This window comes from Mycoplana sp. 10N416 (assembly GCF_056394765.1).
This window is the reverse complement of the sequence record NZ_JBFTIM010000011.1, coordinates 107,324-132,723: the sequence shown is the minus strand read 5'-3', so window position 1 is coordinate 132,723 and position 25,400 is coordinate 107,324. Positions and strand designations below refer to the sequence as shown.

At 63.6% G+C, this 25,400-nt stretch carries 16 protein-coding genes and 1 riboswitch; of the genes, 11 read left to right on the top strand and 5 right to left on the bottom strand.

The genetic code is table 11. The annotated features are described in order from the left end of the window. Positions 1 to 9: 9 nt before the first annotated feature. Positions 10 to 1,449: a metal-dependent hydrolase family protein gene (locus AC1DDS_RS21330; RefSeq protein ID WP_477480673.1), complete on the bottom strand. Its 1,440-nt coding sequence runs from the start codon at positions 1,447 to 1,449 to the stop codon at positions 10 to 12. A 168-nt stretch (positions 1,450 to 1,617) separates the two neighbouring features. After that, on the bottom strand, positions 1,618 to 3,348 hold the full coding sequence (gene ggt, locus AC1DDS_RS21325; protein WP_477480682.1) for a gamma-glutamyltransferase: 1,731 nt from the start codon (positions 3,346 to 3,348) through the stop codon (positions 1,618 to 1,620). 319 nt (positions 3,349 to 3,667) lie between these two features. On the opposite strand from ggt, the gene AC1DDS_RS21320 reads away from it, so the two are divergent. The 6 genes from AC1DDS_RS21320 (at position 3,668) to AC1DDS_RS21295 (ending at position 12,689) form a co-directional block, all read left to right on the top strand. Further along, complete coding sequence (locus tag AC1DDS_RS21320; RefSeq protein WP_477480672.1) at positions 3,668 to 4,300, top strand: ATP-dependent Clp protease proteolytic subunit; 633 nt, start codon at positions 3,668 to 3,670, stop codon at positions 4,298 to 4,300. 290 nt (positions 4,301 to 4,590) lie between these two features. Then, positions 4,591 to 5,868: an ATP-dependent Clp protease ATP-binding subunit ClpX gene (gene clpX, locus AC1DDS_RS21315; protein WP_192243843.1), complete on the top strand. Its 1,278-nt coding sequence runs from the start codon at positions 4,591 to 4,593 to the stop codon at positions 5,866 to 5,868. A 352-nt stretch (positions 5,869 to 6,220) separates the two neighbouring features. Continuing rightward, on the top strand, positions 6,221 to 8,647 hold the full coding sequence (lon, locus tag AC1DDS_RS21310; protein WP_477480671.1) for an endopeptidase La: 2,427 nt from the start codon (positions 6,221 to 6,223) through the stop codon (positions 8,645 to 8,647). Positions 8,648 to 8,855: 208 nt separating this feature from the next. Then, on the top strand, positions 8,856 to 9,131 hold the full coding sequence (gene hupB / locus AC1DDS_RS21305; protein ID WP_310422326.1) for a DNA-binding protein HupB: 276 nt from the start codon (positions 8,856 to 8,858) through the stop codon (positions 9,129 to 9,131). Positions 9,132 to 9,253: 122 nt separating this feature from the next. Then, positions 9,254 to 9,401, top strand: a riboswitch (FMN riboswitch). A gap of 83 nt (positions 9,402 to 9,484) precedes the next feature. Further along, on the top strand, positions 9,485 to 10,396 hold the full coding sequence (locus tag AC1DDS_RS21300) for a DMT family transporter (protein ID WP_477480670.1): 912 nt from the start codon (positions 9,485 to 9,487) through the stop codon (positions 10,394 to 10,396). A gap of 100 nt (positions 10,397 to 10,496) precedes the next feature. Then, positions 10,497 to 12,689, top strand: coding sequence for an esterase-like activity of phytase family protein (locus tag AC1DDS_RS21295; protein WP_477480669.1), 2,193 nt, complete (start codon positions 10,497 to 10,499; stop codon positions 12,687 to 12,689). Between the two features lie 207 nt (positions 12,690 to 12,896). On the opposite strand, the gene AC1DDS_RS21290 is transcribed toward AC1DDS_RS21295, so the two are convergent. After that, the gene (locus AC1DDS_RS21290; protein WP_477480681.1) at positions 12,897 to 13,376 is read right to left on the bottom strand and encodes a MarR family winged helix-turn-helix transcriptional regulator; all 480 of its coding nucleotides are present in this window, start codon (positions 13,374 to 13,376) and stop codon (positions 12,897 to 12,899) included. 186 nt (positions 13,377 to 13,562) lie between these two features. On the opposite strand from AC1DDS_RS21290, the gene AC1DDS_RS21285 reads away from it, so the two are divergent. From AC1DDS_RS21285 to AC1DDS_RS21265, 5 genes are all read left to right on the top strand, one after another. Beyond that, positions 13,563 to 14,840, top strand: a complete 1,278-nt coding sequence (locus AC1DDS_RS21285) for a metallophosphoesterase family protein (RefSeq protein WP_477480668.1) — start codon at positions 13,563 to 13,565, stop codon at positions 14,838 to 14,840. Continuing rightward, positions 14,840 to 18,505 (top strand): ATP-binding protein, encoded by a 3,666-nt coding sequence (locus AC1DDS_RS21280; protein ID WP_477480667.1) that lies wholly within the window; start codon positions 14,840 to 14,842, stop codon positions 18,503 to 18,505. Before AC1DDS_RS21285 ends, AC1DDS_RS21280 begins: the two co-directional genes overlap by 1 nt. Before the next feature lie 130 nt (positions 18,506 to 18,635). Further along, on the top strand, positions 18,636 to 19,085 hold the full coding sequence (locus AC1DDS_RS21275) for a hypothetical protein (RefSeq protein ID WP_477480666.1): 450 nt from the start codon (positions 18,636 to 18,638) through the stop codon (positions 19,083 to 19,085). Between the two features lie 103 nt (positions 19,086 to 19,188). Further along, positions 19,189 to 21,732, top strand: a complete 2,544-nt coding sequence (secD, locus tag AC1DDS_RS21270) for a protein translocase subunit SecD (protein ID WP_477480665.1) — start codon at positions 19,189 to 19,191, stop codon at positions 21,730 to 21,732. A gap of 264 nt (positions 21,733 to 21,996) precedes the next feature. After that, on the top strand, positions 21,997 to 23,073 hold the full coding sequence (locus AC1DDS_RS21265) for a D-alanine--D-alanine ligase family protein (RefSeq protein ID WP_477480664.1): 1,077 nt from the start codon (positions 21,997 to 21,999) through the stop codon (positions 23,071 to 23,073). 38 nt (positions 23,074 to 23,111) lie between these two features. Here the strand turns inward: AC1DDS_RS21265 and AC1DDS_RS21260 are convergent, their stop codons facing one another. Both AC1DDS_RS21260 and AC1DDS_RS21255 read right to left on the bottom strand, forming a co-directional pair. Further along, entirely contained in the window at positions 23,112 to 24,236 is a 1,125-nt protein-coding gene (locus AC1DDS_RS21260; protein ID WP_477480663.1) for an NAD(P)/FAD-dependent oxidoreductase, read from the bottom strand. Positions 24,237 to 24,418: 182 nt separating this feature from the next. Next, positions 24,419 to 25,363 (bottom strand): LysR family transcriptional regulator, encoded by a 945-nt coding sequence (locus AC1DDS_RS21255; RefSeq protein ID WP_477480662.1) that lies wholly within the window; start codon positions 25,361 to 25,363, stop codon positions 24,419 to 24,421. Positions 25,364 to 25,400: the final 37 nt, after the last annotated feature.

Here is a 25,400-nt window from a genome sequence, read left to right as displayed (position 1 = left end):
CGAGCACCGTTACATCAGAGTGTTCTTATGAATCCTGCCGTCTTTCATGATGACGGCCAGGTTCTTGTCGGGATCGCTCAGGAGATGGATATCCTCCAGCGGGTTGCCGTCGACCACGAGCATATCGGCGAACGCTCCGGCCTCGATCACACCCAGCTTGCCGTCATAGGGATTGCGCGGACCGGACAAACCCAGCAGTTCCGCATTCGTCGACGTGGCGATCGTGAGGATTTCCGCATTTGAATACCAGCGACTGAGATGGGTGAGCATGGTTCCCTGCCGCGCCGTTATCTGCGGAGAGAACAGCATGTCGGAGCCCCAGGCGGTCTTGATGCCGTGCTTGCGGGCGAGTTCGTAGGCGATCGGAGTGCCGGCGATGACCTGCAGCAGTCGCGCCGCCGACGGCCCGGTGAGGGGCACGGCGTCTTCAACGGAGAGGAACGGTTGGGTGCTCAGCCAGATTCCCCGGTCGGCCATCATTGCTGCCGTGTCTTCATCGATCAGGTGGGCGTGCTCGATGCAGGCCGCACCGGCCGAGATGGCGCGCTGGATCGTGTTCGGCGCATAGGCGTGAACGGTCGCATAGGTGTTCCAGTCCCGTGCGACGGCGACGGCGGCGCTGAGATCCTGTTCGCTGAAGGTTGTCATGTCGAGTGGACTGCGTGGCGACGACACGCCGCCGCCGCCCACGACTTTGATCTGCGAGGCGCCCTGCAACAGTTGTTCGCGAACGCGCATTTGCACCTCACCGACGCCGTCGGCAATCATCGAGGCCCCCGCCTGTTCCATGATGCTGAGCTGCCCGGGCTTCCGCGGAATTTCGGAAAGCGAGCGCAGATCGCCATGGCCGCCGGAGGTCGTGATAAACGCCCCGGAAGGGTAGATGCGTGGGCCGGGGATCGTACCGTTGTCGATCGCCCGCTTGAACGAAAAGACGGGGCCACCGAGATCGCGCACCGTCGTGAAGCCGCGCATCAGTGTGCGTTCCGCTTCCGCCGTCGAGGCTGTGAAGATCAGGCCAGGATCGCCGGACGTTGCATCGACCAACGGAACGGCCGCAAACATCGTATGCCAGTGCATGTCGATCATTCCCGGCATGAGGGTCCGACCGCCGCAATCGATAGCCGTCGCGTCGGACGGCGGCGGACTGTTGCTGTTGTCGATCGCGGCAATCCTGTTGCCTTCGACAAGGACCTGGGCGTTGGGCTGAGTGGCAGCCGACTTGCCGTCGAACAATGCGACTTGCCTGAGGAGAACCTTCGACGGTTTTTCTGTCTGTGCCAGGCCCAATTGCGGAACGCCCAGGAACAGGCTCGCCCCGATCCCGGACAAGAGGCCACGTCTAGTCAGGCTCTCAAGGCGCCGGGATACCAGCTGTGCCTGTGGTGAAAGGCAGCCGCAGCCACCGTCGTGAACCAGATGCTGGTACTTTCCGCCCAGGCGCATCATTGCGGACTCTCCTTCTGCGGATTGATTTCGATGCTACATCGGCAGGTAAGGAAGCATGCAACTAACAGGGGCAGTGTGGCCAAGAAGCGATCGGTTGTCCAGCGAGCGTGGGTCAGAAGGCTGCTGCTGCCATTGGACTGGCGAGAGGCGGGGCCACTGGAAATCTGCTCACTTCCCGATCGCCGCACCCTCGCGGCGCGGATCGGCGCTGCCCTTCAGGCCGTCGGCGGTGATCTCGATGGCCTGGAGTCCGGAATTCATCTCGCCGATCTTCACGTCGTAGCCCAGGTCCTGCAGCGGTTTCGCCAGTTTCTCCGCGTCCGTGCCCGCCTCGATTTCGAAGGTACCGAAACGATTGAGGAGGTGCGGCATCGAGACGATCTGGCCGACATCCATGCCCCAGTCGATATAGGCGATCAGCGCCTGAGTGACGTAGCCGATGATCTGGCTGCCGCCGGGGGAACCGATCGCAAGCAATGGTTTGCCATTCTTCATCACGATCGTCGGCGCCATCGAGGAGCGCGGCCGCTTGCCCGGTTCGACGCGGTTGGCGATCGGCACCCCGTTGTCATGCGTCTCGAAGGAAAAGTCGGTCAACTCATTGTTCAGCAGGAAGCCGTTCGTCATCAGCCGGGAGCCGAAGCCGTTTTCGATCGTCGTCGTCATGGAAACGACATTGCCTTTCTGGTCGACGATGACGAAGTGGCTCGTTGATGGAAGTTCGAGCGAAGCGTCGCGGCCGAACAGGAGAGCATGATCCCATTCCGGCTCGCCGGCCTTCACCGCGTCTTTGCCGAGCGCCCGCTCGCCGTCGAGCAGGGCCGCGCGTTTGCCGAGATATTCTTTCTCGACAAGCCCCTTGATCGGCGCGGGCACGTAATCCGTGTCCGCGAGATAACGGCCGCGGTCGGCGAAGGCGAGGCGCTGGGCGTCGCCGATGATCCGCCAGTTTTGCGGGCTGTCCCTGCCAAGCCCCTTGATGTCGAAATTCTCGATCATGCCGAGCGTCTGGCCGACCGCGATGGCACCGGAGGAGGGCGGACCCATGCCGCAAACCTCCAGGACCCGGTAGGCGATGCAGACGGGAGACCGCTCGCGAACCCGATAAATGGCAAGGTCGTCCAGCGTCAGAACGCCCGGGTTCTTTGCTGCCATCCGTACCGTATCGACGATCGCTTCGGCGATCGGACCGGTGTAAAAGGCGTCCGCTCCGTTCCTGGCAATCTCCCGCAACGTTTCGGCGTAGTCCGGGTTCTTCAGGATCGTTCCGGCCTTTAGCGGTGCCCCGGCGGCGTCGAAGAAGTACGCTTTGGTTTTCTCGTAGGTCTTGAGTTTGTCACCCTCCGCGGCAATCAGCGCGGCCAGGCGCGGCGAAACGGCGAATCCGGCGTCGGCGAGGGCGGCGGCGGGTTCGAACAACGTCTTCCAGTCGAGTGCGCCGTAGCGATTGTGAGCCTCCTGCAGGAGCCTGACGGTGCCGGGCGTTCCGACCGACCGGCCGCCGACGACGGCGTCGAAGAATTCGAGCGGTTGGCCGTCCTTGTCGAGAAAGAGCTGCGGTGTCGCCCGTTGTGGCGCCGTCTCGCGCCCGTCGAGCGTCGTCAGGCGCTTCTTTCCTGCATCGTAATAGACGAGGAAAGCGCCGCCGCCGAGGCCGGAAGATTGCGGCTCGACCAGGCCGAGGATCGTCTGCACGACCACGGCCGCGTCGATGGCGCTGCCGCCCTGCGCGAGGATCTCCGCGCCGGTCGCCGCAGCGACCGGATTGGCTGCTGCCACCATGTAGGACTTGGCTGTGACGACCTTCGCCGTCGCAGTCTTTGTTGCCTGTTCCGGCGCCGCGCTATCTGAGGCCTGTTGTGATCGGGCGGGGAGGCAAAGCAGCAGAACGGCGGCCATTGCGCATGCGAAAATCTTCACCTGCATGAGATGCCTCCCTCGAAATGGCCGCAATACTATGAACGGTGGGTTCCGAGGTGGCAATCGTCAAACGCACTGGGGCAGGGCTGTGGGTTCATGCTTCCTTTACGCTCATCACCCATTGCGTTGTGGATATCGGACGCAAGGCTTCGCCGGTTAACCGCAATCTGGCATTGACCACCGCCAAAGTTCCTGCGTGTCTTGAAGTGGGGCACCCGGAAGCTTTATGTAGGGAATATGAAAACTGTTGATTCCCGGCGCTTCGCAAGGGTTTCGGGTCACACTGAAAAGGGCTGATATGAGAAATCCCGTTGATACCGCCCTGGGCCTCGTGCCGATGGTTGTCGAGCAGACCAATCGCGGCGAGCGCTCCTACGACATCTTTTCGCGCCTCTTGAAGGAGCGCATCATCTTCATGACCGGCCCGGTCGAAGATTCCATGGCGACGCTCGTCTGCGCGCAGCTCCTTTTCCTCGAGGCGGAAAACCCGAAAAAGGAAATCGCGCTCTACATCAACTCGCCGGGCGGCGTCGTCACTTCCGGCATGGCGATCTACGACACGATGCAGTTCATCAAGCCGGCCGTCTCGACGCTCTGCATCGGCCAGGCCGCGTCCATGGGTTCGCTGCTGCTCGCCGCGGGCCACAAGGACATGCGCTTCGCGACGCCGAACGCGCGCATCATGGTCCACCAGCCGTCCGGCGGTTTCCAGGGGCAGGCGTCCGATATCGAGCGCCATGCCAAGGACATCATCAAGATGAAGCGGCGCTTGAACGAAGTCTACGTCAAGCACTGCGGGCGGACTTACGAAGAAGTCGAGCAGACGCTGGATCGCGACCATTTCATGAGCGCGGACGAGGCCCTGGACTGGGGTCTGGTCGACAAGGTGATCACGACGCGCGAGGCGGTTGAAGGCTCGCAAGGCGACTGATTTCAAAGGCTTGGGGGACGGATGAAGGCGGTTGACACATTTGTAATCGTCCATGGGCTTTATCCGCACGCCAAAGACGTTAATAATGGCCGTTAATGCTATGTTGGTTCGACGTCATCTAGCATGCGGTTTGGTGGGGGATTCGTTGCCACCGGTCGGGGTGTGTTCTCCAGACCGGCCAGTACCCCAAAGAGCCTTGATGGACCGGCGGTACAGGTCGGGCCCTCCGGGTGGGTTGAGTGGTTCGCGCAGCCTGAGCGGCGTGTGCGGGATGCCGGAAGGAAAGTGATATGAGCAAGGTCAGCGGCAGCAACGGCGGCGACTCCAAGAACACTCTCTATTGTTCATTCTGCGGCAAGAGCCAGCATGAGGTTCGCAAGCTGATTGCGGGACCGACCGTGTTCATCTGCGATGAATGCGTCGAATTGTGCATGGACATCATCCGCGAGGAGAACAAGACTTCGATGGTGAAGTCCCGCGACGGCGTGCCCACGCCGCAGGACATCATCAAGGTCCTCGACGAATATGTCATCGGCCAGCAGCAGGCCAAGCGCATCCTCTCGGTCGCCGTCCACAACCACTACAAGCGCCTTGCACACGCTGCCAAGGGCTCGGATGTCGAGCTGGCGAAGTCGAACATCATGCTCGTCGGCCCGACCGGCTGCGGCAAGACCTACCTTGCCCAGACGCTGGCCCGCATCATCGATGTGCCCTTCACGATGGCCGACGCGACGACGCTGACCGAAGCCGGCTATGTCGGCGAGGACGTCGAGAACATCATCCTGAAGCTCCTGCAGGCGGCCGACTACAACGTCGAGCGCGCGCAGCGCGGCATCGTCTATATCGACGAAGTCGACAAGATTTCGCGCAAGTCCGACAATCCGTCGATCACCCGCGACGTATCGGGCGAGGGTGTGCAGCAGGCGCTCCTGAAGATCATGGAAGGCACGGTCGCTTCCGTTCCGCCGCAGGGCGGTCGCAAGCACCCGCAGCAGGAGTTCCTCCAGGTCGACACGACCAACATCCTGTTCATCTGCGGCGGCGCCTTTGCCGGCCTCGACAAGATCATCTCCGCCCGTGGCGAGAAGACCTCGATCGGCTTTGGCGCGACCGTGCGCTCGCCGGAAGATCGCCGCGTCGGCGAAGTCCTGCGCGACCTCGAGCCGGAGGATCTCGTCAAGTTCGGCCTGATCCCGGAGTTCATCGGTCGTCTGCCGGTCCTGGCAACGCTCGAGGATCTCGACGAGGATGCGCTGATCCAGATCCTGTCGGAGCCGAAGAACGCGCTGATCAAGCAGTATCAGCGGCTGTTCGAGATGGAGGACGTGGAGCTAACCTTCCACGAGGACGCGCTGCGCGAGATCGCCCGCAAGGCGATCGTGCGCAAGACCGGCGCCCGCGGCCTGCGCTCGATCATGGAGAAGATCCTGCTCGACACGATGTTCGAGCTGCCGACGCTCGAAGGCGTGCGCGAAGTCGTCATTTCGGACGAGGTCGTCAAGGGCTCGGCCCGCCCGCTCTACATCTACTCGGAACGCTCGGAGGAGAAGGCGAACGTGTCCGCCTGACGCGCTGCCGTGACCTGTGCAAGGCCCGCCCCAGGTGGGCCTTCGCCATATCATCGGCCGCGTGTCGCGCTGCTGCGGTTCCCGGAAATGGTGGTCAAGCGCGCAACCCAATTAGGCTTCGCAGGGTTGCGGAGACGGTGAGTATCCTTGTGATCGAGGTGCATGTATGCGCCGCGATAGGTCCTGAGTTAAACTTTGGTTCTCTTGAGCAGTCTGTCCGAGGCGACTCCCCGCGGGCTTGAAAAGTAGTTAACGGTACTCCACTTGTGGATGGAAAAAGTAGGCCGGATTTTAAGCGCAACAGGGCGCCCGGCATCAGCTCCCGGCAACGGGAAGTTGGAAAGGACATGACATGACGAAGAAAACGTCTGGCGCGCAGGAAAACATGGCATACCCGGTTCTGCCGCTGCGCGATATCGTGGTGTTCCCACACATGATCGTGCCGCTGTTCGTCGGCCGCGAGAAGTCCATCCGCGCGCTGGAAGAGGTAATGGGCACGGACAAGCAGATCATGCTTGCCACCCAGATCAACGCTGGCGACGACGATCCGGAACCCGACGCGATCTACAAGGTCGGTACGGTTGCCAATGTCTTGCAGCTGCTCAAGCTTCCCGACGGTACCGTAAAGGTGCTGGTGGAGGGGCGTGCCCGCGCCGAGATCGAAAATTACACCGATCGCGACGAATTCTACGAGGCCATGGCGCACGTTCTGCCCGAGCCGGAAGAAGATGCCGTCGAGATCGAGGCGCTGTCGCGCTCGGTCGTTTCCGAGTTCGAGAACTACGTAAAGCTCAACAAGAAGATTTCGCCGGAAGTCGTCGGCGCCGCCAGCCAGATCGAAGACTATTCGAAGCTGGCGGATACGGTCGCCTCGCACCTCTCCATCAAGATCGTCGAGAAGCAGGAAATGCTCGAGACGACGAGCGTTAAGCTGCGCCTTGAAAAGGCGCTCGGCTTCATGGAAGGCGAGATCTCGGTTCTTCAGGTCGAAAAGCGCATCCGCTCACGCGTCAAGCGCCAGATGGAGAAGACCCAGCGCGAGTACTATCTGAACGAGCAGATGAAAGCGATCCAGAAGGAACTCGGCGACGGCGAGGACGGCCGCGACGAGATGGCCGAACTGGAAGAGAAGATCTCGAAGGTCAAGCTGTCCAAGGAGGCACGCGAGAAGGCGGACGCCGAGCTGAAGAAGCTGCGGCAGATGAGCCCGATGTCGGCGGAAGCGACCGTCGTGCGCAACTACCTTGACTGGCTGACCGGCATTCCCTGGAACAAGAAGTCCAAGGTCAAGGCGGACCTGAACAATGCGGAGAAGATCCTGGACGAGGACCATTTCGGCCTCGACAAGGTCAAGGAGCGCATCGTCGAGTATCTGGCCGTGCAGGCGCGCTCGAACAAGATCAAGGGCCCGATCCTGTGCCTCGTCGGTCCTCCGGGCGTCGGCAAGACCTCGCTTGCGAAATCGATCGCCAAGGCCACGGGACGTGAATACGTCCGCATGGCGCTCGGCGGCGTGCGCGACGAGGCCGAGATCCGCGGCCACCGCCGCACCTATATAGGCTCGATGCCCGGCAAGGTCATCCAGTCGATGAAGAAGGCGAAGAAGTCCAACCCGCTCTTCCTGTTCGACGAGATCGACAAGATGGGCATGGACTTCCGCGGCGATCCATCGTCGGCTCTGCTCGAGGTGCTGGATCCGGAACAGAACTCGACCTTCATGGATCACTACCTCGAGGTCGAGTACGACCTGTCGAGCGTGATGTTCGTGACCACGGCAAACACGCTGAACATTCCGGCGCCGCTGATGGACCGCATGGAAGTGATCCGCATCGCCGGCTATACAGAGGACGAGAAGCGCGAAATCGCCAAGCGTCACCTGCTGCCGAAGGCGATCCGCGATCACGCGCTGCAGGAGAAGGAATTCTCCGTCACCGACGGTGCGCTGATGGCGATAATCCAGCAGTACACCCGCGAGGCCGGTGTGCGTAACTTCGAGCGCGAATTGATGAAGCTCGCCCGCAAGGCGGTGACCGAGATCATCAAGGGCAAGGCCACGAAGGTCGAGGTGACGGCGGACAACATCAACGACTTCCTCGGCGTGCCGCGCTTCCGCCATGGCGAAGCCGAGCGCGAGGATCAGGTCGGCGTCGTCACGGGGCTTGCCTGGACCGAGGTCGGCGGCGAGCTGCTGACGATCGAAGGCGTGAGCCTGCCGGGCGGCAAGGGGCGCATGACGGTGACGGGCAACCTGAAGGACGTCATGAAGGAATCGATTTCGGCGGCGGCATCCTACGTCCGCTCGCGCGCCATCGATTTCGGCATCGAGCCGCCGCGCTTCGACAAGACCGACATCCACGTGCACGTGCCGGAAGGCGCGACGCCGAAGGATGGTCCGTCGGCCGGTATCGCCATGGCGACCGCCATCGTCTCCATCATGACCGGCATCCCGGTCTCGAAGGACATTGCGATGACGGGCGAAGTGACGCTGCGCGGTCGGGTCCTTCCGATCGGCGGCCTGAAGGAGAAGCTGCTTGCAGCGCTTCGCGGCGGCATCAAGAAGGTGCTGATCCCGGAAGAAAACGCCAAGGACCTGGCGGAGATCCCGGACAACGTGAAGAACAACATGGAGATCATTCCGGTTTCGCGCATGGGCGAGGTGATCGAACACGCGCTGGTCCGCAAGCCGGAGCCGATCGAATGGGATCCGTCGATGGTTGAATCGAAGCCGGTTGCAACCGTCGAATCGGTCGACGAAACCGGGGCTGCGGTCGCCCACTGAGGGTAAACGAAACCTTAAAATCGGCCCTTTGCAGGGCGAAAACGCAAAAGGTCGGCGGCAACGCCGGCCTTTTCCGTTGAAAAAGGCTGTGAAAAGCCCGGAATTTCAACGTTTGTGGACGAAACCCCGTTGCGGCGGCAAGGTCGATGCGTATTCTGCCCCCGACTTATGTATGAGTCGTTTCGAACCGTATGAAAGGGGTGGAAACATGAACAAGAACGAACTCGTCTCCGCAGTTGCAGAGAAGTCCGGCCTGTCGAAGACGGATGCCGCGTCGGCTATCGACGCCGTATTCGAGACGATCCAGGGCGAACTGAAGAACGGCGGCGACGTTCGCCTCGTCGGTTTTGGCAATTTCTCCGTATCGCGTCGCGAAGCCTCGAAGGGCCGTAACCTTTCGACCGGCGCGGAGATCGACATTCCTGCCCGCAACGTGCCGAAGTTCTCGGCCGGTAAGGGCCTGAAGGACGCCGTAAACGGCTGATCGGGTTCGCCGGACGGCCAGTCACGAAGACGGCCGTCCAGGTTGGTCGAGGGGTTCGGTTCAAGCCGGACCCTTTCGCATTTCCGGGGTCTTGCAGGCTCCGGCGGATTGCTCTACGGGTGCGTCGTTCTCAGGGCGGGGTGAAAGTCCCCACCGGCGGTAAGGGTGTTAGCCCAAGCCCGCGAGCGCCTTTCCATCCATCGGAAAGGGTCAGCAGATCCGGTGCGAATCCGGAGCCGACGGTTACAGTCCGGATGCAAGAGAATGATTGCGTCACGAAGGGCAGGGGCTGCCCGTCGTCTCGCCTTCATGCGTCCTGATTTGTGTTGGTCTCTGTGTTCGGGATGCATGACATGAATCAGACTTTTCGCGGCCTGCCGTCTTCCCGGGCCATGGCCGGTGCCACCTTCATGGTCCTTGCCGGTATCGCTTTTGCCGTCCTCAACGTCGTCACACAGTGGCTGACGATGAAGGTCGGCTTTGCCTCCGCGTCCGCAGCTTTCTGGCAATATGCCTTCGCACTCGTTTTCTCCCTGCCTTTCCTGCGTCGGGCCGGGCTGGCGGCGATGCGCACTGCCCATCCCTGGCGACATGTCGTTCGAGTGGCGTTTGCCGCCTTCGGCGTCGGTGCCTGGGTCGCCGGACTGGCCTCGGTCCCGATCTGGCAGGCCATCGCGCTGGTAATGACGTCGCCGTTCTTCATCATCCTCGGTGCGCGTCTTTTCCTCCGTGAACATGTCGGTCCCGGCCGATGGGTCGCCACAGCCATCGGTTTTGCCGGCGCCATGATCATCCTTCAGCCGTGGACGGACGAGTTCACCTGGGCGGCGCTTCTGCCGATACTTTCGGCGTTGTTGTGGGGCGTGTCATCGCTGATCACCAAGAGCCTGACCGCAATCGAGCGCCCCGAAACCATCACCATCTGGCTGCTGGTGCTGTTGACGCCGATCAACGGCGCACTGGCGTTCGCCGCCGGTTTTGCGGTGCCAAGCGGCGTGGCGCTCGCCCTGTTCGTTTTTGCCGGCGTGCTGACGGTCTTGGCGCAGTATCTGCTCACGCTCGCCTATACGGTGGCCGATGCGGCTTACGTCCAGCCGTTCGACGATCTGAAGCTGCCGCTCAACGTTTTCGCCGGCTGGCTGGTCTTCGGCTACGCGCCGGCCGGTTACCTCTGGCTGGGGGCCATGCTGATCCTCGGTGCATCGCTCTTCATCATGCGCAGCGAAATGCGGCGGGAGAGAATGGCGACCGAGACCGCTGCTTGACGGCCCATAGTCGGTGCAAATGGCGGCCGCTGTCATGCGCCTGTCATCCCCATCGCGCAGAACCGCATCTATCGCGTGTTCGCCACATGGGGAAAATTTCATGACCAACCGATCATTGGGTACGGTCCTCACCGCCGTACTTCTCGCATCCGCTGCCTTTCCGGCCGCCGCCGAACCGGTCTTCAACCGGATTGCCTCGTTCGCCGTGGCCGACAACATGCCCGACGGTGTGGATCCCAAGGCGCCGACCTCGTCGGAAATCATAACGGCAACGGCAGATGGCAACACGCTGGTCTATTCCGACAGCCCGATGCGGGCGGTCGGCTTCATCGACATAACCGAGCCGAAGGCACCTAAGGCTGCCGGCACGGTCGCCTTCGAGGGCGAGCCCACCTCGGTTGCCGTCGTTGGCGGCAAGGCGCTGGTCGCCGTCAACACCCGCGAGAGCTTCGTCAAGCCTTCCGGCCTGCTGGCGACCGTCGACATCGCGACGCGAAAGACGGAAGCGACCTGCGATCTCGGCGGCCAGCCGGATTCGATCGCCATCAACAAGGACGGCACGCTTGCTGCAATCGCCATCGAGAACGAGCGCGATGAGGACCTGAACGATGGCGCGCTGCCGCAGATGCCGGCTGGCGATCTGGTGATCCTGTCGCTGAAGGACGGCGTGCCGGATTGCGCGACGGTCAAGCACGTTACGCTGACCGGGCTCGCCGAAATCGCGGGCGAGGACCCGGAGCCGGAATTCGTTTCCTTCAATGGCCAGGACGAGATCGCCCTGACCCTGCAGGAGAACAACCACATCGTCATTATCGACGCCAAGAGCGGTACCGTGAAGGGCCACTTCTCGGCCGGCTCGGTTGACCTGAAGAACATCGACACCAAGAAGGACGGCGCCATTTCCTTCACCGGCAAGAAGGACGGCCAGAAGCGCGAGCCGGACGCTGTGAAGTGGCTGGACGACAACCGATTGGTGGTTGCCAACGAAGGCGACTACGAAGGCGGCAGCCGCGGCTTCACGATCTTCGACAAGACCGGCAACGTCCTCCACGAAAGCGGCCCCTCCTTCGAGCATGCGATTGCTGCGATCGGCCACTATCCGGACAAGCGTAACTCCAAGGGTATCGAGCCGGAGGGGCTGGAAGCGGCGACGTTCGGCAATGACAACCTCTTCTTCGTGCTTTCCGAACGCGCCTCCATCGTCGGGGTCTACAAGGACACTGGCGCGGAGCCTGAGCTGCTGCAGCTTCTGCCTTCGGGCATCGGTCCGGAAGGCGCGGTTGCAATCCCCGGACGCAACCTGTTCGTGACGGCCAACGAGACCGATCTCGTCGAGGACGGCGGCGCCCGTTCGCATGTGATGATCTACGAGCGCGCGGAAGGCGTGGCGACCTATCCCCAGATCAGGTCGGCGGACAAGGATGGTCTGCCGGTCGCCTTTGGTGCGCTGTCCGGACTGGCTGCCGTACCGGACCAGCCCGGCAAGCTTTTTGCCGTCAGCGATTCCGTCTATTCTTCCGACCCGGCGATCTTCACCGTCGATGCGACACAGACGCCCGCTCTCATCACCGAAAAGCTCACCATCACGCGCGACGGCGCCCCGGCGCAGAAGCTCGACATCGAGGGTATCGTCAATGACGGGGAGGGCGGTTTCTGGCTCGCCTCCGAAGGCAATCCCGACAAGCTCTATGCGAACGCGCTGCTGCGCGTGAACAAGAAGGGCGAGATCAAGAAGGAGATCGCGATCCCTGCCGAGCTTCGCGCCGGTGAGACCCGTTTCGGATTCGAAGGCATCACAAGCGTCGGCGAGGGCGATGACATGGTGCTGTGGATGGCGGTGCAGCGCGAATGGAAGGATGACGAGAAGGGTTTCGTCAAGCTCGTCTCCTACAAGCCCTCGACCGAAGAATGGGGCGCCGTCCGCTATCCGCTGGAGCAGGCGGGCAAGGGCTGGGTCGGCCTGTCGGAAATCACTGTCAACGGCGACTATGCCTATGTCATCGAGCGCGACAACCTGATCGGCAAGGAAGCAAAGCTGAAGAAGCTCTTCCGGGTTGCCTTGTCGGACCTGAAGCCTGCCAAGCTGGGTGAGGCGCTACCGATCGTCAAGAAGGAAGAGGTGCGGGACTTTATTCCTGATCTCAAGGCACTGAACGGCTATGTCGTCGACAAGGTCGAGGGCTTTACGATCGACGCGGCCGGCAATGGCTATGTCGTGACCGACAACGACGGTGTCGACGGTTCCTCGGGCGAAACGCTGTTCTTCGGCATTGGCCCGATGAACGCAATGTAACGGCACAAAAACACAAAGGCCGGGAGCGGGGCTCCCGGCCTTTGTATTTCGGATAACGGCGTCGCAACAGATTGCCTGACCGGCCGCTACAGCGCCGCGCGTCTTAAAGACGCGCAAAGGTCGCTGTAGCGCTTTGAAGTGCTGCATGTTTTTATCCTCAAATCGGCTACGATTTGAGGATAAATGCAGTGGAGCGGCGGCCCCGTTTCAGCCCATGGCGCGCGTCTCTGGCAGGTTGAATCTGGCCTCGTCCCGTTCGCGCTGGAGCTCCAGCGTCCGCGTGCTGAGGCATTCGAGAATTTCGGCGAGCTGAGCCTTCTGGCCGTCTTCCAGGATGTCGAAGATCGCCTTCACGACCTTCTCTTTGGGTTCCAGGGCGGCGTTTATGACGGCGCGCCCCGTGTCCGTGATGGAAACGATCTTCGCACGACGGTCCCTTGGATCGGGTTCGCGCAAAACCAGCTTGTCGCGCTCCAGCCCGTCGATCGCTTCGGTTACGGTCCGCGGTGCGAAACCGAGCGTCGCGGCGATATCTGTCGAGCGCTGCGGCCCCTCGCAGGAAAGCAAAAACAGGAACTTGCTGCGGGCAAGCGACACGCCTTCATCCATCATGGCCTCGTTCACGAGACGGCTGACCTGATGGTAGAGCTTGAACATGCCCTGCGCGAGTTCGATCGTGTCATTCATGAGATGGAATATATAGGTATATTGAGGGACCATGTCAAAAGAATTGCCACGTGGGCTGTGGTTTCAACGCTAACGTTGAACAATGCCCCCGCTAACCAACGCTGCTGCCAGTATTGAGCAGCGTATAACCTGAGGATCCTCCCTTTCTCGCATTGACCCGACAACACACGCGGGGGAATGTCGGGCATGCCCTTCCGCTTCGTCCACACCGCCGATCTTCATCTCGATTCGCCGATTGCCTCGCTGGCCCTGCGCAACGAAGAGCTGGCGACGCTTGTGCGCGGTGCTACACGACGGACGCTGGAGCGGATCGTCGACCTGAGCATCTCAGAGCAGGTCGATGCTCTTCTGATTGCTGGCGATCTGTATGACGGCTCGCAGACCTCCATGACAACGGCACTCTTTCTCGTGGCCCAGATTCGGCGTCTAGAGGCGGCCGGGGTGCGCGTCTTCGTGATCCGCGGAAATCATGATGCGCAGTCGCAGATCACCCGCGAATTGACCTTTCCGGCGAACGTTCACGTCTTTGACGGGCGCGGCCGGACGGTGAAGGCGGGCGCGCTCGCCAACGGTCGCGAGATCCATGTGCACGGCGTCAGCTTTGGCCAGCCGCATGCCCCGGCGAGCCTGCTGCCGAGCTTCAAGGCACCGGTGCCGGACGCGGTCAACATCGGCATGCTGCACACGAGCCTTGCCGGTTCGAGCCGGCACGACAACTACGCTCCCGCAGGCGTCGCCGACCTTGCGGCACACGGTTTCGACTATTGGGCGCTTGGGCATATCCATCAGCGCGCCGTCCACGGCGACCATCCGATGATCGTCATGCCCGGCATCCCGCAGGGACGCGACATCAACGAGGGGGGTGCGAAATCCGTCACCCTCGTCACCATCGATGACGACGGCCGGTTCTCGGCCGAGGAGCAGTTCCTGGCGATCGCGGCATTCGAGCGCGTTTCGATCGATCTCGCCGGCGCCGAGGAGTGGGAGTCGATGCTTCGCGGCGTTCGGATCGCTCTGGAGCAAGCCAAGGCGGAAGCCCGTGCGGACCATGTCGTCTGCCGGGTCACGCTTCTCGGCGCCACCCCCCTCGGCTGGCGCCTGCGCCGCGACCACGACCTGCTGTCTGCCGAACTGCAGTCGGTTGCCGCAAGCGTCGGCAACTGCTGGATCGAAGCCGTCGAGGTTGCCGTCGTTTCGCCGCAGGTCGACGACGCGCAGCAAGGCTTTGGCGCGCTCGCCGAGCTGGCCGTGCTCGTCGAACGCGAAATCCTGCCTTCGCATGCCTACCGGGAAGAACTGCGCGAGACGTTGACGGGTCTCATGTCGCAGTTGCCGCGCGAGGTTCGCGATCTTCTCGGGGCCGACGAGGCGGCTGAAGCGGCGCTGCTGGTGCACGCGGCCGAGCGCGGCGTGGCGGAGATCCTGCCCCGGTTGGCAGCGGTCCGCGAAGGAGACGGTGCCTGATGCGTCTCAACCGGCTGGACCTTTCCCGCTATGGCAAGTTTACCGACAAGCAGCTCGATTTCGGTGCGCCCCAATCCGGGAAGCCCGATTTTCACCTCGTCTACGGCCCGAACGAGGCCGGCAAGTCGACGCTGTTTTCCGCCTATCTCGACCTGCTCTTCGGCATCGAGCCGCAGAGCGCCTTTGACTTTCTCCATCCGTATTCGACGATGCGGATCGGTGGCAATATCGCGATCGGGTCGGAGGAGCAGGAGATCGTCCGGCTGAAGCGACGCCAAGGCTCGCTTGTCGGACCGGATGAGCGAATTCTGCCGGAGGCGCTGTTTGCGCCGGTTCTCGGCGCAATGGATCGCCAGGCGTACAGGATGATGTTCTCGCTTGATGACGACAGCATCGAGCGCGGCGGCGAGGGTATCCTCAAGAGCGAGGGCGAACTCGGTGCGCTGCTGTTTTCCGCAAATTCAGGCCTCTCCGACATCGGGCAGGCGCTGGAGCGGCTGAAGGCCGAAGCGGACGCATTCTTCCGTCCGCAGGCGCGCAAGCACGACCTCGCGACGAGAAAGGCTGAGATCGAGGCGCTGCGCGAAGAGCGCAAGGCGCTTGACGTCGCCGCCCGGGACTATGGAGTGCTGACGCGCGAGCTGGCGGCATCCACCGAACGCTACGAAGCTGCGCAGCTGGCGCGCGCGCAGACGGTTACGGCGATCAAGGCCCTGGAGCGGCGGCTTGCGGCAATGCCGCACCTCGCGCGGCTGAGGGATATTCGGGCGCGCCTTGCTGAATTCGATGGCGGAGAGGCGCCACCCAAGGAGTGGACCGCGCTCGTCGGCCAACTCTTGCGGGACGGGGTGGAACTGTCCGCCCGCATGGATCGGCTGATCGCCGAGCGGGAGCAGCGCCGCGCGGAACTCGACGAAATCGTCTCCGATCCCGCAGTACTAGCTGCCGAAGGGAAGATCGCGTCGCTTGCTGGTTCGCCACTCGAGGCGCGCTACCGCACGGCGCAGATGGACCTGGCGGGGCGCATCGCCGAACGCGACCGGGTCGATGCCGAGATTGCCGAAAAGCGGGTCCTGCTCGGGCTGCCGGCCGGCATCGACGCGCTGTCGCTGGTGCTTTCGCCGGACAGGGCCGAGGCGCTTTCCGCGCTGCTCGCGCGGCGGTCCGGGCTGGAGGAGCGCGTCACCGCCGCACGGCGCGAGGCCGAGGAGGCGGTGCGCGCGCGCGAAGATGCGCGTGCGACCGCGGCCGCGCTTGATGGCGCGAAGCCACATCCGGGCGAGGACGATGATCGCACCATGCTGATGGGACTGGTGCGCGCGGCCAAGCTCAACACGCTGTCGACGCGGTTGCGGGACGCCGAGCGAGATGTGGCCGTCGCTCAAGCTACCGTAGGGAGCAGCCTGGGACAGTTGTCGCCGTGGAGGGGCGATATTGAGGTGCTCAGGTCGCTGGACGCCCCCGGCAGGGAGGCGCTCGAAACCCTCAGGCAGGCGGCGCGACGCCATGGCGATGCTGCGATGAAAGCCGCTGAACTGGCGCGTGCCGTGACGCAGGAACTTGCCGTCCAGCGCGCAGGGATCGAACGGCTGCGCGAGAGCGGGGCGCTGGTCGGCGACGATGAGGCGGCCGCGCTGCGCGCGACGCGTGATGCGGCCTGGAACGCGCACCGCGCGGCGCTCGATGCGGTGACGGCCGATCGGTTCGAGGACGCGCTGCGGAAGGACGACGTTGCCGTTGCGCTGCGGCTCGCGCAGGCGGAGCGCCTGTCGGAATTGCGCCTGACCGAGCGGGCGATGGCGGAAAACGAGGCCCGGCTGGAGGTGCTGCGCGCCGACCTCGGTGATGTCCGCGACGAGGCGGATGCGCTCGCCGAACGGATCGGGGCTATCGCTGCGCATCTGGGATGGCCGGACGTCCGGCATCGCGGCGGCAACGCAGCAGGCGAGGCTGTCGTCCGCGTCCTGCCGCGTCGCTCGGCCGTTATCGCCGCCGCATCGTTGAGCGCTGCGGCGTCACCGGTTGTTGCCGTTAGCGGGACGGATGCCGACCTCGACGACGCAGTCGACATGGAGGCGATCGCCGCCACGCTCGAGTGGTCGCATGCGAAGCTAGAAGCCATTGAAGCTTGGCTCGGGCGCCGCGCCTCGGCGATCGCCGCCGCCGACCTTCTTGCGGAGCGTGCTGCCGCCTTTGCCGTTGCCCGGCGCGAGGCGACCGAATTGGCGGTACGCCTATCGCAGATGCTCGGTCAGCCAGAGCCGCCCGATCTCTCCGCTGCCGACATCGATGTGCTTCTGGTGCGGGCGGAAGATCATGCGACCGCGCTGGGCGAAGGTCTTGCGCGACGCCGAAATGCGCTGGAGGTGCTGGCGCAGGCGGAGGCGCGATGTTCCGAGCGGGAGGCTGTCCGGCAAAGGGCCGAGGTGGAGATCGAGGCCTGGTCAGCTGCGTGGGAAACGGCGTGTGCGGATACCTGGCTTTCCAGTGACGGCGTCGCGCTCGACGCTTCGCGCGCGAGCGCCCTGTTGCCGGTCGTTCATGCCGTCTCGCGGCTTGTCGATTCGCGGCGCGATCTCGACCGTCGGATCGATGGCATGCGCCGCGACCAGGCGGACTATGGTCGCATGGCGGACGAACTTGCTGATGCGATGGGCGAGGATCGCCCAGAGGATCCGCTGGCGCTGGTGCTGGCGTTGGCAAACCGTCTGCGCGCAGTCACGGAAGCGGAGGCCCGCCGCCAGCGTCTCCAGGCTGATCTCGAACGGCTTGAGGGGGAGGGGGACGAGCTCGGTCATCGCCTGGCGATCCACGGGCAGCGCGCGAAAGAAATCTGCACGGCGCTCAACTGCGAAACGCTGACGGAGGCGTCCTACGCCCTGGACCAGTATCGCAAGCGCGAAGACCTGCGCGAGCGCGCCGACGAGGCTGCGCATGATCTGGCACGCAGCATGCTGACGCCGACGGCGGACGCGGCGGAAGCGGAGCTTGCGGCAACGGACGAGGCCGATATCCTTTCGGAACTTGGCCTCCTCCGATCGGTGCACGAGGATCAGGACCGCGAAGTCCGCGAACTGCACACGGCAAGGACAAAGGCGGCTGACGCGCTGGCTGCGATCGGCGGGGATGGCAGGGTGGCCGCGCTCGAGGAGCGGCGCCGCACGCTGGTCATCGACCTCGCCGACCGGGCAAAGGGCTATCTTACCGCCCGGGCGGGCATTGCAGCTGCCGACGCCGCGCTGCGGCTCTATCGCGAGCGGCACCGCAGCGCGATGATGCGCCACGCCTCCAACGCGTTCTGCACGATCACGGGCGGCGAATACAGCGGCTTGTCCACGGTCATGGAGAAGGAGCAGGAGGTGCTTGTTGCTACCGCTGCCGCAGGAGGCACGAAGCTCGCGCGCGAGCTTTCCAAGGGGACCCGCTTCCAGCTCTACCTGGCGCTGCGGGTCGCCGGCTATCACGAGGTCGCTGCCAATCGCGAAATCCTGCCCTTCATCGCCGACGACATCATGGAAACCTTCGATGACGGCCGTTCGCTGAATGCGTTCCGCTTGATGGCGGACATGTCTAGGGTCGGGCAGGTCATCTACCTGACTCACCACCAGCACCTGCGTGACATCGCGCGACAAGCATGCCCCGACGTGGTCATCCACGATCTCTAGGGTGGGCAACCGACGCGGGAAATGGCGCGATCACCGGTCCAAAGCCGGCCCCGGGGTTGACTTGACGCACCGCCAATGGTTCTTGGCACGATGCTTCGCGCCTTGTCCGAAGCGTCGACAGGCAGAGGGTATGACGGATCAGCAGCAGAGTGTCGCAAGGGAAGGGCAGCGGGGACTCCTCGGTGCACTCCTTCTCATGCTTGCGCTTGTCGTCGGCCAGTTCGTCACCCTCGAGCGCAAGATCTCATTCAGATCCAGTGCAGAGCCGGCGGTGACCCGTACCACAGCCGACAGGGCGGCCAACCGCGGCGCGCTGCCGCAGCCACTTTCGGCTGGCGGCGGGGCGAGCAGCAGTGACAACTGGCTGATTTCGAATGGCGGCGATCGACGTGTCGCCAAGGTCAAGTCAGCCGGCAGTGGCGGCCCCTCTACCGATCCGGCTTTCGTCGTTTCCGGCGGATTCCGACCCGTTGTGGCTCGGCTCGACGCTCCGGTGGTGGTATCATTCGCCGATGCCAATCCGGCCGGCACGCCACGGCACAATTTCGAGGGCAGGGCGCCTCCGGTGCGTCTCCTCTAGGCCGAACGGCCAAAGCTGGCGCTTAGGCGCCCCATTTTCCGACGATACCGGCGCCGCAAGGCTGTTTGCCCCAGGCTCCATCGCACATGAAGCGGAACATTCCATGCGCACATCCAAATGGGCCCTTGTGGCCTATCTCGCCATCATCTTCTTCGGCGTACTGACTGCCGTTCCCAATATCCTGACTTCGGCGCAGCTGGAGAAGTTCGGCAGCTACCTGCCCGCCAAGCCTGTGACCCTCGGTCTCGACCTGAAGGGCGGTTCGCACCTCGTGCTCGAGGTCGATTCGGCGGCGCTGACCAAGGCGCGCATGGACGTCCTGCTGAACGACGTGCGCGGTATCCTGCGTACGGCGGGCGAACGCGCGTCGGGCGCGCGATTGGCCGGCAATACGCTCGTCATTACGCCCACCGACCAGGCAGCCTTCGACAAGGTGCTGCCGGAAGTGCGCAAGCTGGCCGCCCCGGCGGGCGCGCTCGGCTTCGGCGCCAGCGCCCCGGACATCGACGTCCAGACCTCGGGCACGACCATCAACGTCACTCTGACCGAGGCCGGCCTGAACGACCGCATGACGGCTGCCGTCGACCAGAGCCTTGAGATCATCCGACGCCGCGTCGACCAGGTCGGTGTTGCCGAGCCGCTGATCCAGCGTGTCGGCGGCGACCGCATCCTCGTGCAGCTTCCCGGCCTGCAGGATCCGACCCGCCTTCGTCAGTTGCTCGGCTCGACCGCGCAGATGAGCTTCCATATGCTGGATGCTTCGGTCGATCCGAACGGCGTCGCACCGCGCGGGGTGAGCATCCTTCCCGGCGCCAATGACGGCCAGAAATATGCGGTCGAGGACCGCGTCACGATCTCCGGCGACCGTCTCGCCGACGCCAAGGCCGGCTTCGACCAGCGCACCAACGAGCCGATCGTCTCGTTCACCTTCGACACGACCGGCGCGCGTCAGTTCGCCGAGATCACCAAGGCCAATGTCGGCCGCCCCTTCGCCATCGTTCTCGACGGCAAGGTGCTAACGGCGCCCGTCATCCGCGAGCCGATCCTCGGCGGCCAGGGCCAGATCAGCGGCAACTTCACCCCCCAGGAAGCAACCGTCCTTTCGGCATTGCTGCGTTCGGGCGCGTTGCCGGCCCCGCTCACGATCATCGAGGAGCGCACCGTCGGTCCGAACCTCGGCAGCGACTCGATCCGCATGGGCCTCTATACCGGTCTCGCCGGGCTTGCCTTCGTCGTCGCCCTGATGGTCGGCCTCTATAGCGCCTGGGGCCTGATCGCCGTCGTCGGTCTGATCCTGCACACCGTCATGACCATCGGCACTCTCGGCCTGCTCGGTTCGACGCTGACCTTGCCCGGCATCGCCGGTATCATCCTCGGCATCGGCATGGCGGTCGACGCCAACATCCTCATCAACGCCCGTATCCGTGAGGAAACGGCGTCCGGCTCCGGCGCCATGAAGGCGCTCGACGTCGGCTTCAACAAGGCCTACGCGACCATCGTCGACGGCAACATGACGACGATGGTCGGCATGATCCTGCTCTTCATGTTCGGCAGCGGTCCGGTTCGCGGCTTCGCGATCACCATGATCATCGGCCTCGCGATCTCAATGTTCACCTCGATCACCGTCGTCCGCCTGCTGATGCGCGAGGTGGTGGTTCGCCGCAAGATGAAGACGATCTTTATCCATTCGATCATCGGCGCCGTTCGGAGCATACCGAGTTTCTCCTTCATGCGCGGCCGCTTTGTCGCGATCGGCGTGTCGGCCGTCCTTTCGATCAGCTCGATCATTCTCTTCTTCAACCCCGGCCTGAACTACGGCATCGATTTCGTCGGCGGCATCCAGGTCGAAGCGACGTCCAAGACGCCGATCGATCTAGCCACCGTTCGCGAGAAGATGGACAGCTTGAACCTCGGCGAAGTGGCGCTGCAGGAGTTCGGCCAGGGCACCTCGGTTCTGATCCGCGTCCAGCGGCAGCCCGGTGGTGAGGAGGTGCAGACGGCCGCGCTGAACCAGATGCGCCAGGGTGTGGCGGAGGTGATCCCGGATGCGAGCTTCGAGCGCACGGAGGTTGTCGGCCCGACCGTCAGTTCCGAGCTTGCCCGATCCGGCTTCCTCGCCGTCGGCCTCGGGATGCTGGCGATCCTGTTCTACATCTGGTGGCGCTTCGAGTGGCATTTCGCGGTCGGCGCAATTGCGACGCTGATCCTCGACATCACCAAGATGATCGGTTTCTTCTCGCTCCTGCAGATCGACTTCAACCTGACCGCGATTGCCGCGGTGCTGACGCTGATCGGCTACTCGGTCAACGACAAGGTGGTGGTCTACGACCGCATGCGCGAGAACCTGCGCAAGTACAAGTCGATGCCGTTCTCCGACTTGATCGACCTGTCGATCAACCAGGTGATCATGCGATGCATTTTCACCTCCGTCGCCGTTGTCGTCTGCCTGCTGCCGATGGCGATCTGGGGCGGCGACACGGTCAAGCCGTTCGCCTGGCCAATGATCTTCGGCGTCGTCGTCGCCACGTCGTCGTCGATCTATATCGGCGGTCCGATCCTGCTCTTCCTGTCCCGCTGGTGGAGGGACCGGGAAGGCGGCCGCCTTCCCGGTGCGGCAGAGGGGCAGGCAGCCCTCGAAGAAAAGTGAGGAGGGGTGCTCCGGCGCCCGCCTTCCAGCAGCAAAGCCGGTCGTAGACACCGGCTTTGCAGCCGTCCTGGCGGCGGTTCATTCGGGGATCGACCTCCCGCAAAGGGATCCATCCTTGAACGGCGTCGAACGCCGGGAGGGCTTTGTTCAGTGCGGCGCGGCGCACCAAATCGAGTCCCGCGTCACCTGATTCAACATCGTCCAAATCACGCCGTTTTTTGCTGAATGTTGGTGTAGGCATATACCAATCCAAAAGGGGCGCTCATGGCTGATTCTTCGAAACGACTGCGTATCCTCGTGCTGTTTGGCGGGCGTTCGGCCGAGCATGATGTGTCCGTGCTTTCCGCCACCAACGTCATGCGGGCGCTGGACCCTGCGAAATATGATGCGGTTCCCGTATTTGTCAGCCGTGACGGGCAATGGCTGATGAGCCGTTTCGACGGCGGCGAACTGGCGAAGCCGTCGACCGGTACGGAGGTTTGCCTCGTCTCCGGCGGATATGGGCGACTGATGGCGATCCCGACCGATGGCGCACCTTACGAGCTGCCGAAGGTCGACATCGTGTTTCCGGTCCTGCACGGACAGCACGGCGAGGACGGCTCGGTGCAGGGGCTCACCGAGGTCGCGTGCGTGCCGCTGGTCGGCTGCGGCATTCTCGGCTCGGCCACAGCCCTCGACAAGGATATTGCCAAGCGGCTGCTGAAGGAGGCGGGCTTGCCTGTTGCGCGCTCCGTCACGATCCACGACGGCGCGGCACCGACTTTTGCCGAGCTGCGGGACGTGCTCGGGCTTCCGGTGTTCATCAAACCGGCGCGGCAGGGCTCCTCCGTCGGCGTCAGCAAGGTTTCCAGCGAAGCGGAATACGAAGCGGCGCTCACCGAAGGGTTTATCCACGACCGCAAGCTGCTGGCCGAGGAGTTCGTCCGCGGACGGGAGATCGAATGCAGTGTGCTCGAGAGCCCGGATGGCAGCCTCTTTGTCTCCCGTCCCGGCGAAATCGTCCCGGCCGAAAGCCATGGCTTCTACAGCTATGACGCCAAGTACATCGACGAGGATGGTGCGGCGCTGAAGGTCCCGGCCGAGCTGCCTCGGGAGATCGAGGACAGGATCCGCGACGTTGCGGCGAAGGCATTCCAAGCGGTTGGCTGTGACGGCATGGCGCGGGTCGATTTCTTCCTGACGCCTGACATGCGTTTCCTTCTGAACGAGGTCAACACGATCCCCGGCTTCACGGACATCAGCATGTATCCGAAGGCGATGGCCGCAAGCGGCGTTAGTTATCCCGAGCTGATCGACCGGCTGGTGGCGCATGGGCTTGCGCGTGACGGCCGGTCGACCTGAGGACGGGCTAGCTCATTGCGGGTTATCGTGCGACGGTCTTAGCCGAGCCGACCCGGCGAAAATACGCCCGGATCGATTCCCTCGCGCGCAAAAACCTCCGGCAGCGGCTGTTCGGTGATCATGTTCGCCGCGAATTGGCCCAGCGCCGGCGAGGTGAGGATACCGTAGCCGCCCTGGCCGGCGAGCCAGAAGAAGGCGGGATTGTCCTTGGCCGGACCAATTACCGGCAGCCGGTCGGCGGAGAAGCTGCGCATGCCGGCCCAACTGCTGGCGATGCGGCCGATCTTCAGGTCCGTGGCTTCCTCGAGGTAGTGGACGGCATAGGCGACGTCGAGTTCCTCCGGCTGCACGTCGGCGGGTTCGCAGGGTGTCTCGTCCGCGGGCGAGGCGAGCAGCCGGCCGGCATCCGGCTTGAAGTAGTAGATCTCGTCGATCTCGTTGATCTCCGGCAGCGCCGCGACATTGATGTCGGCGTGAAGATCGACGGTGATTGCGGTGCGACGATGCGGAACGATGCCCGTGGGTGCAACGCCGCAGCGCTGGGCCACAGTATCTGCCCAGCCGCCGCTCGCATTGACGACGATGTCGGCCGTGAATGCGCCGGTGGAGGTTTCCACCTTCCAGCGCCCGTCTTCCTGGCGCGCGCCGAGCAGTTCCGCGCCGGTCACGAGTTCGGCGCCGGCGCGCCGGGCGGAGCGCGCATAACCCTGCAGCAAGGCATCCACATCGATATCCCAATAGTCGGGATCGAAATAGGCGGCGGCGACGTAATCGGGATCAAGGAAGGGCACGCGCCCTAGCGCCTCCTCGACGGTCAGCGGGACGACGGCTACGCCCGCCGCTTCCGCCGCCTGCCGCGCCCGTGCGATGGCCTCTTCCTTGCCGACGGTGCCGATCCACAGGCTCCCGCGTGCGGTCAACAGGGGTACGGACGCAAAACCCTCCGGCGGGTTCTCCATGAAGGCGTGGCTGATGCGCGCGAGCGCGTTGACCTCTGGGGCATTGTCGCGCAGCGTGAATTCGGCCGCGGACCGGCCGGTGCTGTGGTAGCCATGCGCCGTTTCACGCTCCAGCACGACGACGGTTCGCGAAGGGGCCAGAAAGTGCGCCAGCGACAGGCCGGCAATTCCGCCACCGATGATAGCCACCTCATAGTGCCGCATGATATCCCTCCAGGCTCGTTGCGCGCGGTTGCGACCATCCGATGGCCGACCCTTTGGCGCGGCCGTCGTCAGGAACTTGCAACTGTCGGCGCGACCATTGGGCCTGTCTAGGCGCGCCGCGATCCGCGTTCAAATTTATAGCCCTGAAGGCGGCTATCAATGCCGTTTATGCGGCTGCCTTTTTATGCATTCGGGTGCCGCCAGAGCGGGACGTCGCTCATATGGGCGAGGAAGGCTCGCTCGGCGGCATTGAGCGTTGCGCTGGGATTGGTGATGCGGAAAGTTTCCGTTTGCGGCAGGTCGCCGTAGGGCGGCAATTGCCACAGGTCGCCGGCTGTCCGGGCGGGGCCGGTCAGGTGCACCGGCAGCATGCCGATGCCGGCATTGGCGACGACGAGGCGCATGACCTCCTCGACGTTGAAGGCAATGGCGCGCACCTCCTGGCCGAACGAGCCGACCGCGCGCACAGCGGTGACCGGCCCCATGTGCGGTCCGCCCAGCACGTCGGATATGAAGCTGACATAGGGTTCGCCGCGCAGTTCCTCGATGCGCACGCCATCGACGCCGAAGAGCCGGTGGCCGCGCCCGCAATAGAGCGCATAGGTCTCGATGCAGAAGGGCTCCCTGTCGAGCCCGGCAGGAATTATCCCGTCCGAGATTCCGAGCGTGGCGATGCCGCGCTCCACCGAGCGGATGACATCGGAGGTCGTCTCAACGCGGACGCCGGCGGTGACGCGCGGATGCTGCCGGAAGAAGGAGGCAAGCGCCTTGTCCCATTCCGGGTTCAGCGCGTGGCTGACGGTGTGGATGGTGATATGGCCGGAAACCTCTTCGCCGGTCGGCTCCATCGCTTCGGGCAGGCGGACGACTGATGTGAAGATGTCGCGGCAGAGCGCGTGAAGCCGCCCGCCCGCGTCGGTCAGTTCGAACCGACCTGGCCGTCTGTCGATCAACTTGTAGCCAACCGTCTGCTCCAGCCGCTTCAGCGCCATGCTGACGGCGGGTTGCTGGAGGAGAAGCCGGTTCGCTGCCTTCGTGATGCTGCCTTCCTCCACCAGGACGACGAAGGTGCGAAGCAGGTTCCAGTCGAGATTGTGGGCGAAGCGTTCGAGACGGTTGATCGGCATGGCCGGACGCTAGCGCATAAGACGGGGAATCAGAACG

Excerpts from the sequence above, each read along its gene's own strand:
- AC1DDS_RS21330 (WP_477480673.1), bottom strand. The coding sequence starts at position 1,449 with ATGATGCGCCTGGGCGGAAAGTACCAGCATCTGGTTCACGACGGTGGC.
- ggt (WP_477480682.1), bottom strand. The coding sequence starts at position 3,348 with ATGGCCGCCGTTCTGCTGCTTTGCCTCCCCGCCCGATCACAACAGGCC.
- AC1DDS_RS21320 (WP_477480672.1), top strand. The coding sequence starts at position 3,668 with ATGAGAAATCCCGTTGATACCGCCCTGGGCCTCGTGCCGATGGTTGTC.
- clpX (WP_192243843.1), top strand. The coding sequence starts at position 4,591 with ATGAGCAAGGTCAGCGGCAGCAACGGCGGCGACTCCAAGAACACTCTC.
- lon (WP_477480671.1), top strand. The coding sequence starts at position 6,221 with ATGACGAAGAAAACGTCTGGCGCGCAGGAAAACATGGCATACCCGGTT.
- hupB (WP_310422326.1), top strand. The coding sequence starts at position 8,856 with ATGAACAAGAACGAACTCGTCTCCGCAGTTGCAGAGAAGTCCGGCCTG.
- AC1DDS_RS21300 (WP_477480670.1), top strand. The coding sequence starts at position 9,485 with ATGAATCAGACTTTTCGCGGCCTGCCGTCTTCCCGGGCCATGGCCGGT.
- AC1DDS_RS21295 (WP_477480669.1), top strand. The coding sequence starts at position 10,497 with ATGACCAACCGATCATTGGGTACGGTCCTCACCGCCGTACTTCTCGCA.
- AC1DDS_RS21290 (WP_477480681.1), bottom strand. The coding sequence starts at position 13,376 with ATGAATGACACGATCGAACTCGCGCAGGGCATGTTCAAGCTCTACCAT.
- AC1DDS_RS21285 (WP_477480668.1), top strand. The coding sequence starts at position 13,563 with ATGCCCTTCCGCTTCGTCCACACCGCCGATCTTCATCTCGATTCGCCG.
- AC1DDS_RS21280 (WP_477480667.1), top strand. The coding sequence starts at position 14,840 with ATGCGTCTCAACCGGCTGGACCTTTCCCGCTATGGCAAGTTTACCGAC.
- AC1DDS_RS21275 (WP_477480666.1), top strand. The coding sequence starts at position 18,636 with ATGACGGATCAGCAGCAGAGTGTCGCAAGGGAAGGGCAGCGGGGACTC.
- secD (WP_477480665.1), top strand. The coding sequence starts at position 19,189 with ATGCGCACATCCAAATGGGCCCTTGTGGCCTATCTCGCCATCATCTTC.
- AC1DDS_RS21265 (WP_477480664.1), top strand. The coding sequence starts at position 21,997 with ATGGCTGATTCTTCGAAACGACTGCGTATCCTCGTGCTGTTTGGCGGG.
- AC1DDS_RS21260 (WP_477480663.1), bottom strand. The coding sequence starts at position 24,236 with ATGCGGCACTATGAGGTGGCTATCATCGGTGGCGGAATTGCCGGCCTG.
- AC1DDS_RS21255 (WP_477480662.1), bottom strand. The coding sequence starts at position 25,363 with ATGCCGATCAACCGTCTCGAACGCTTCGCCCACAATCTCGACTGGAAC.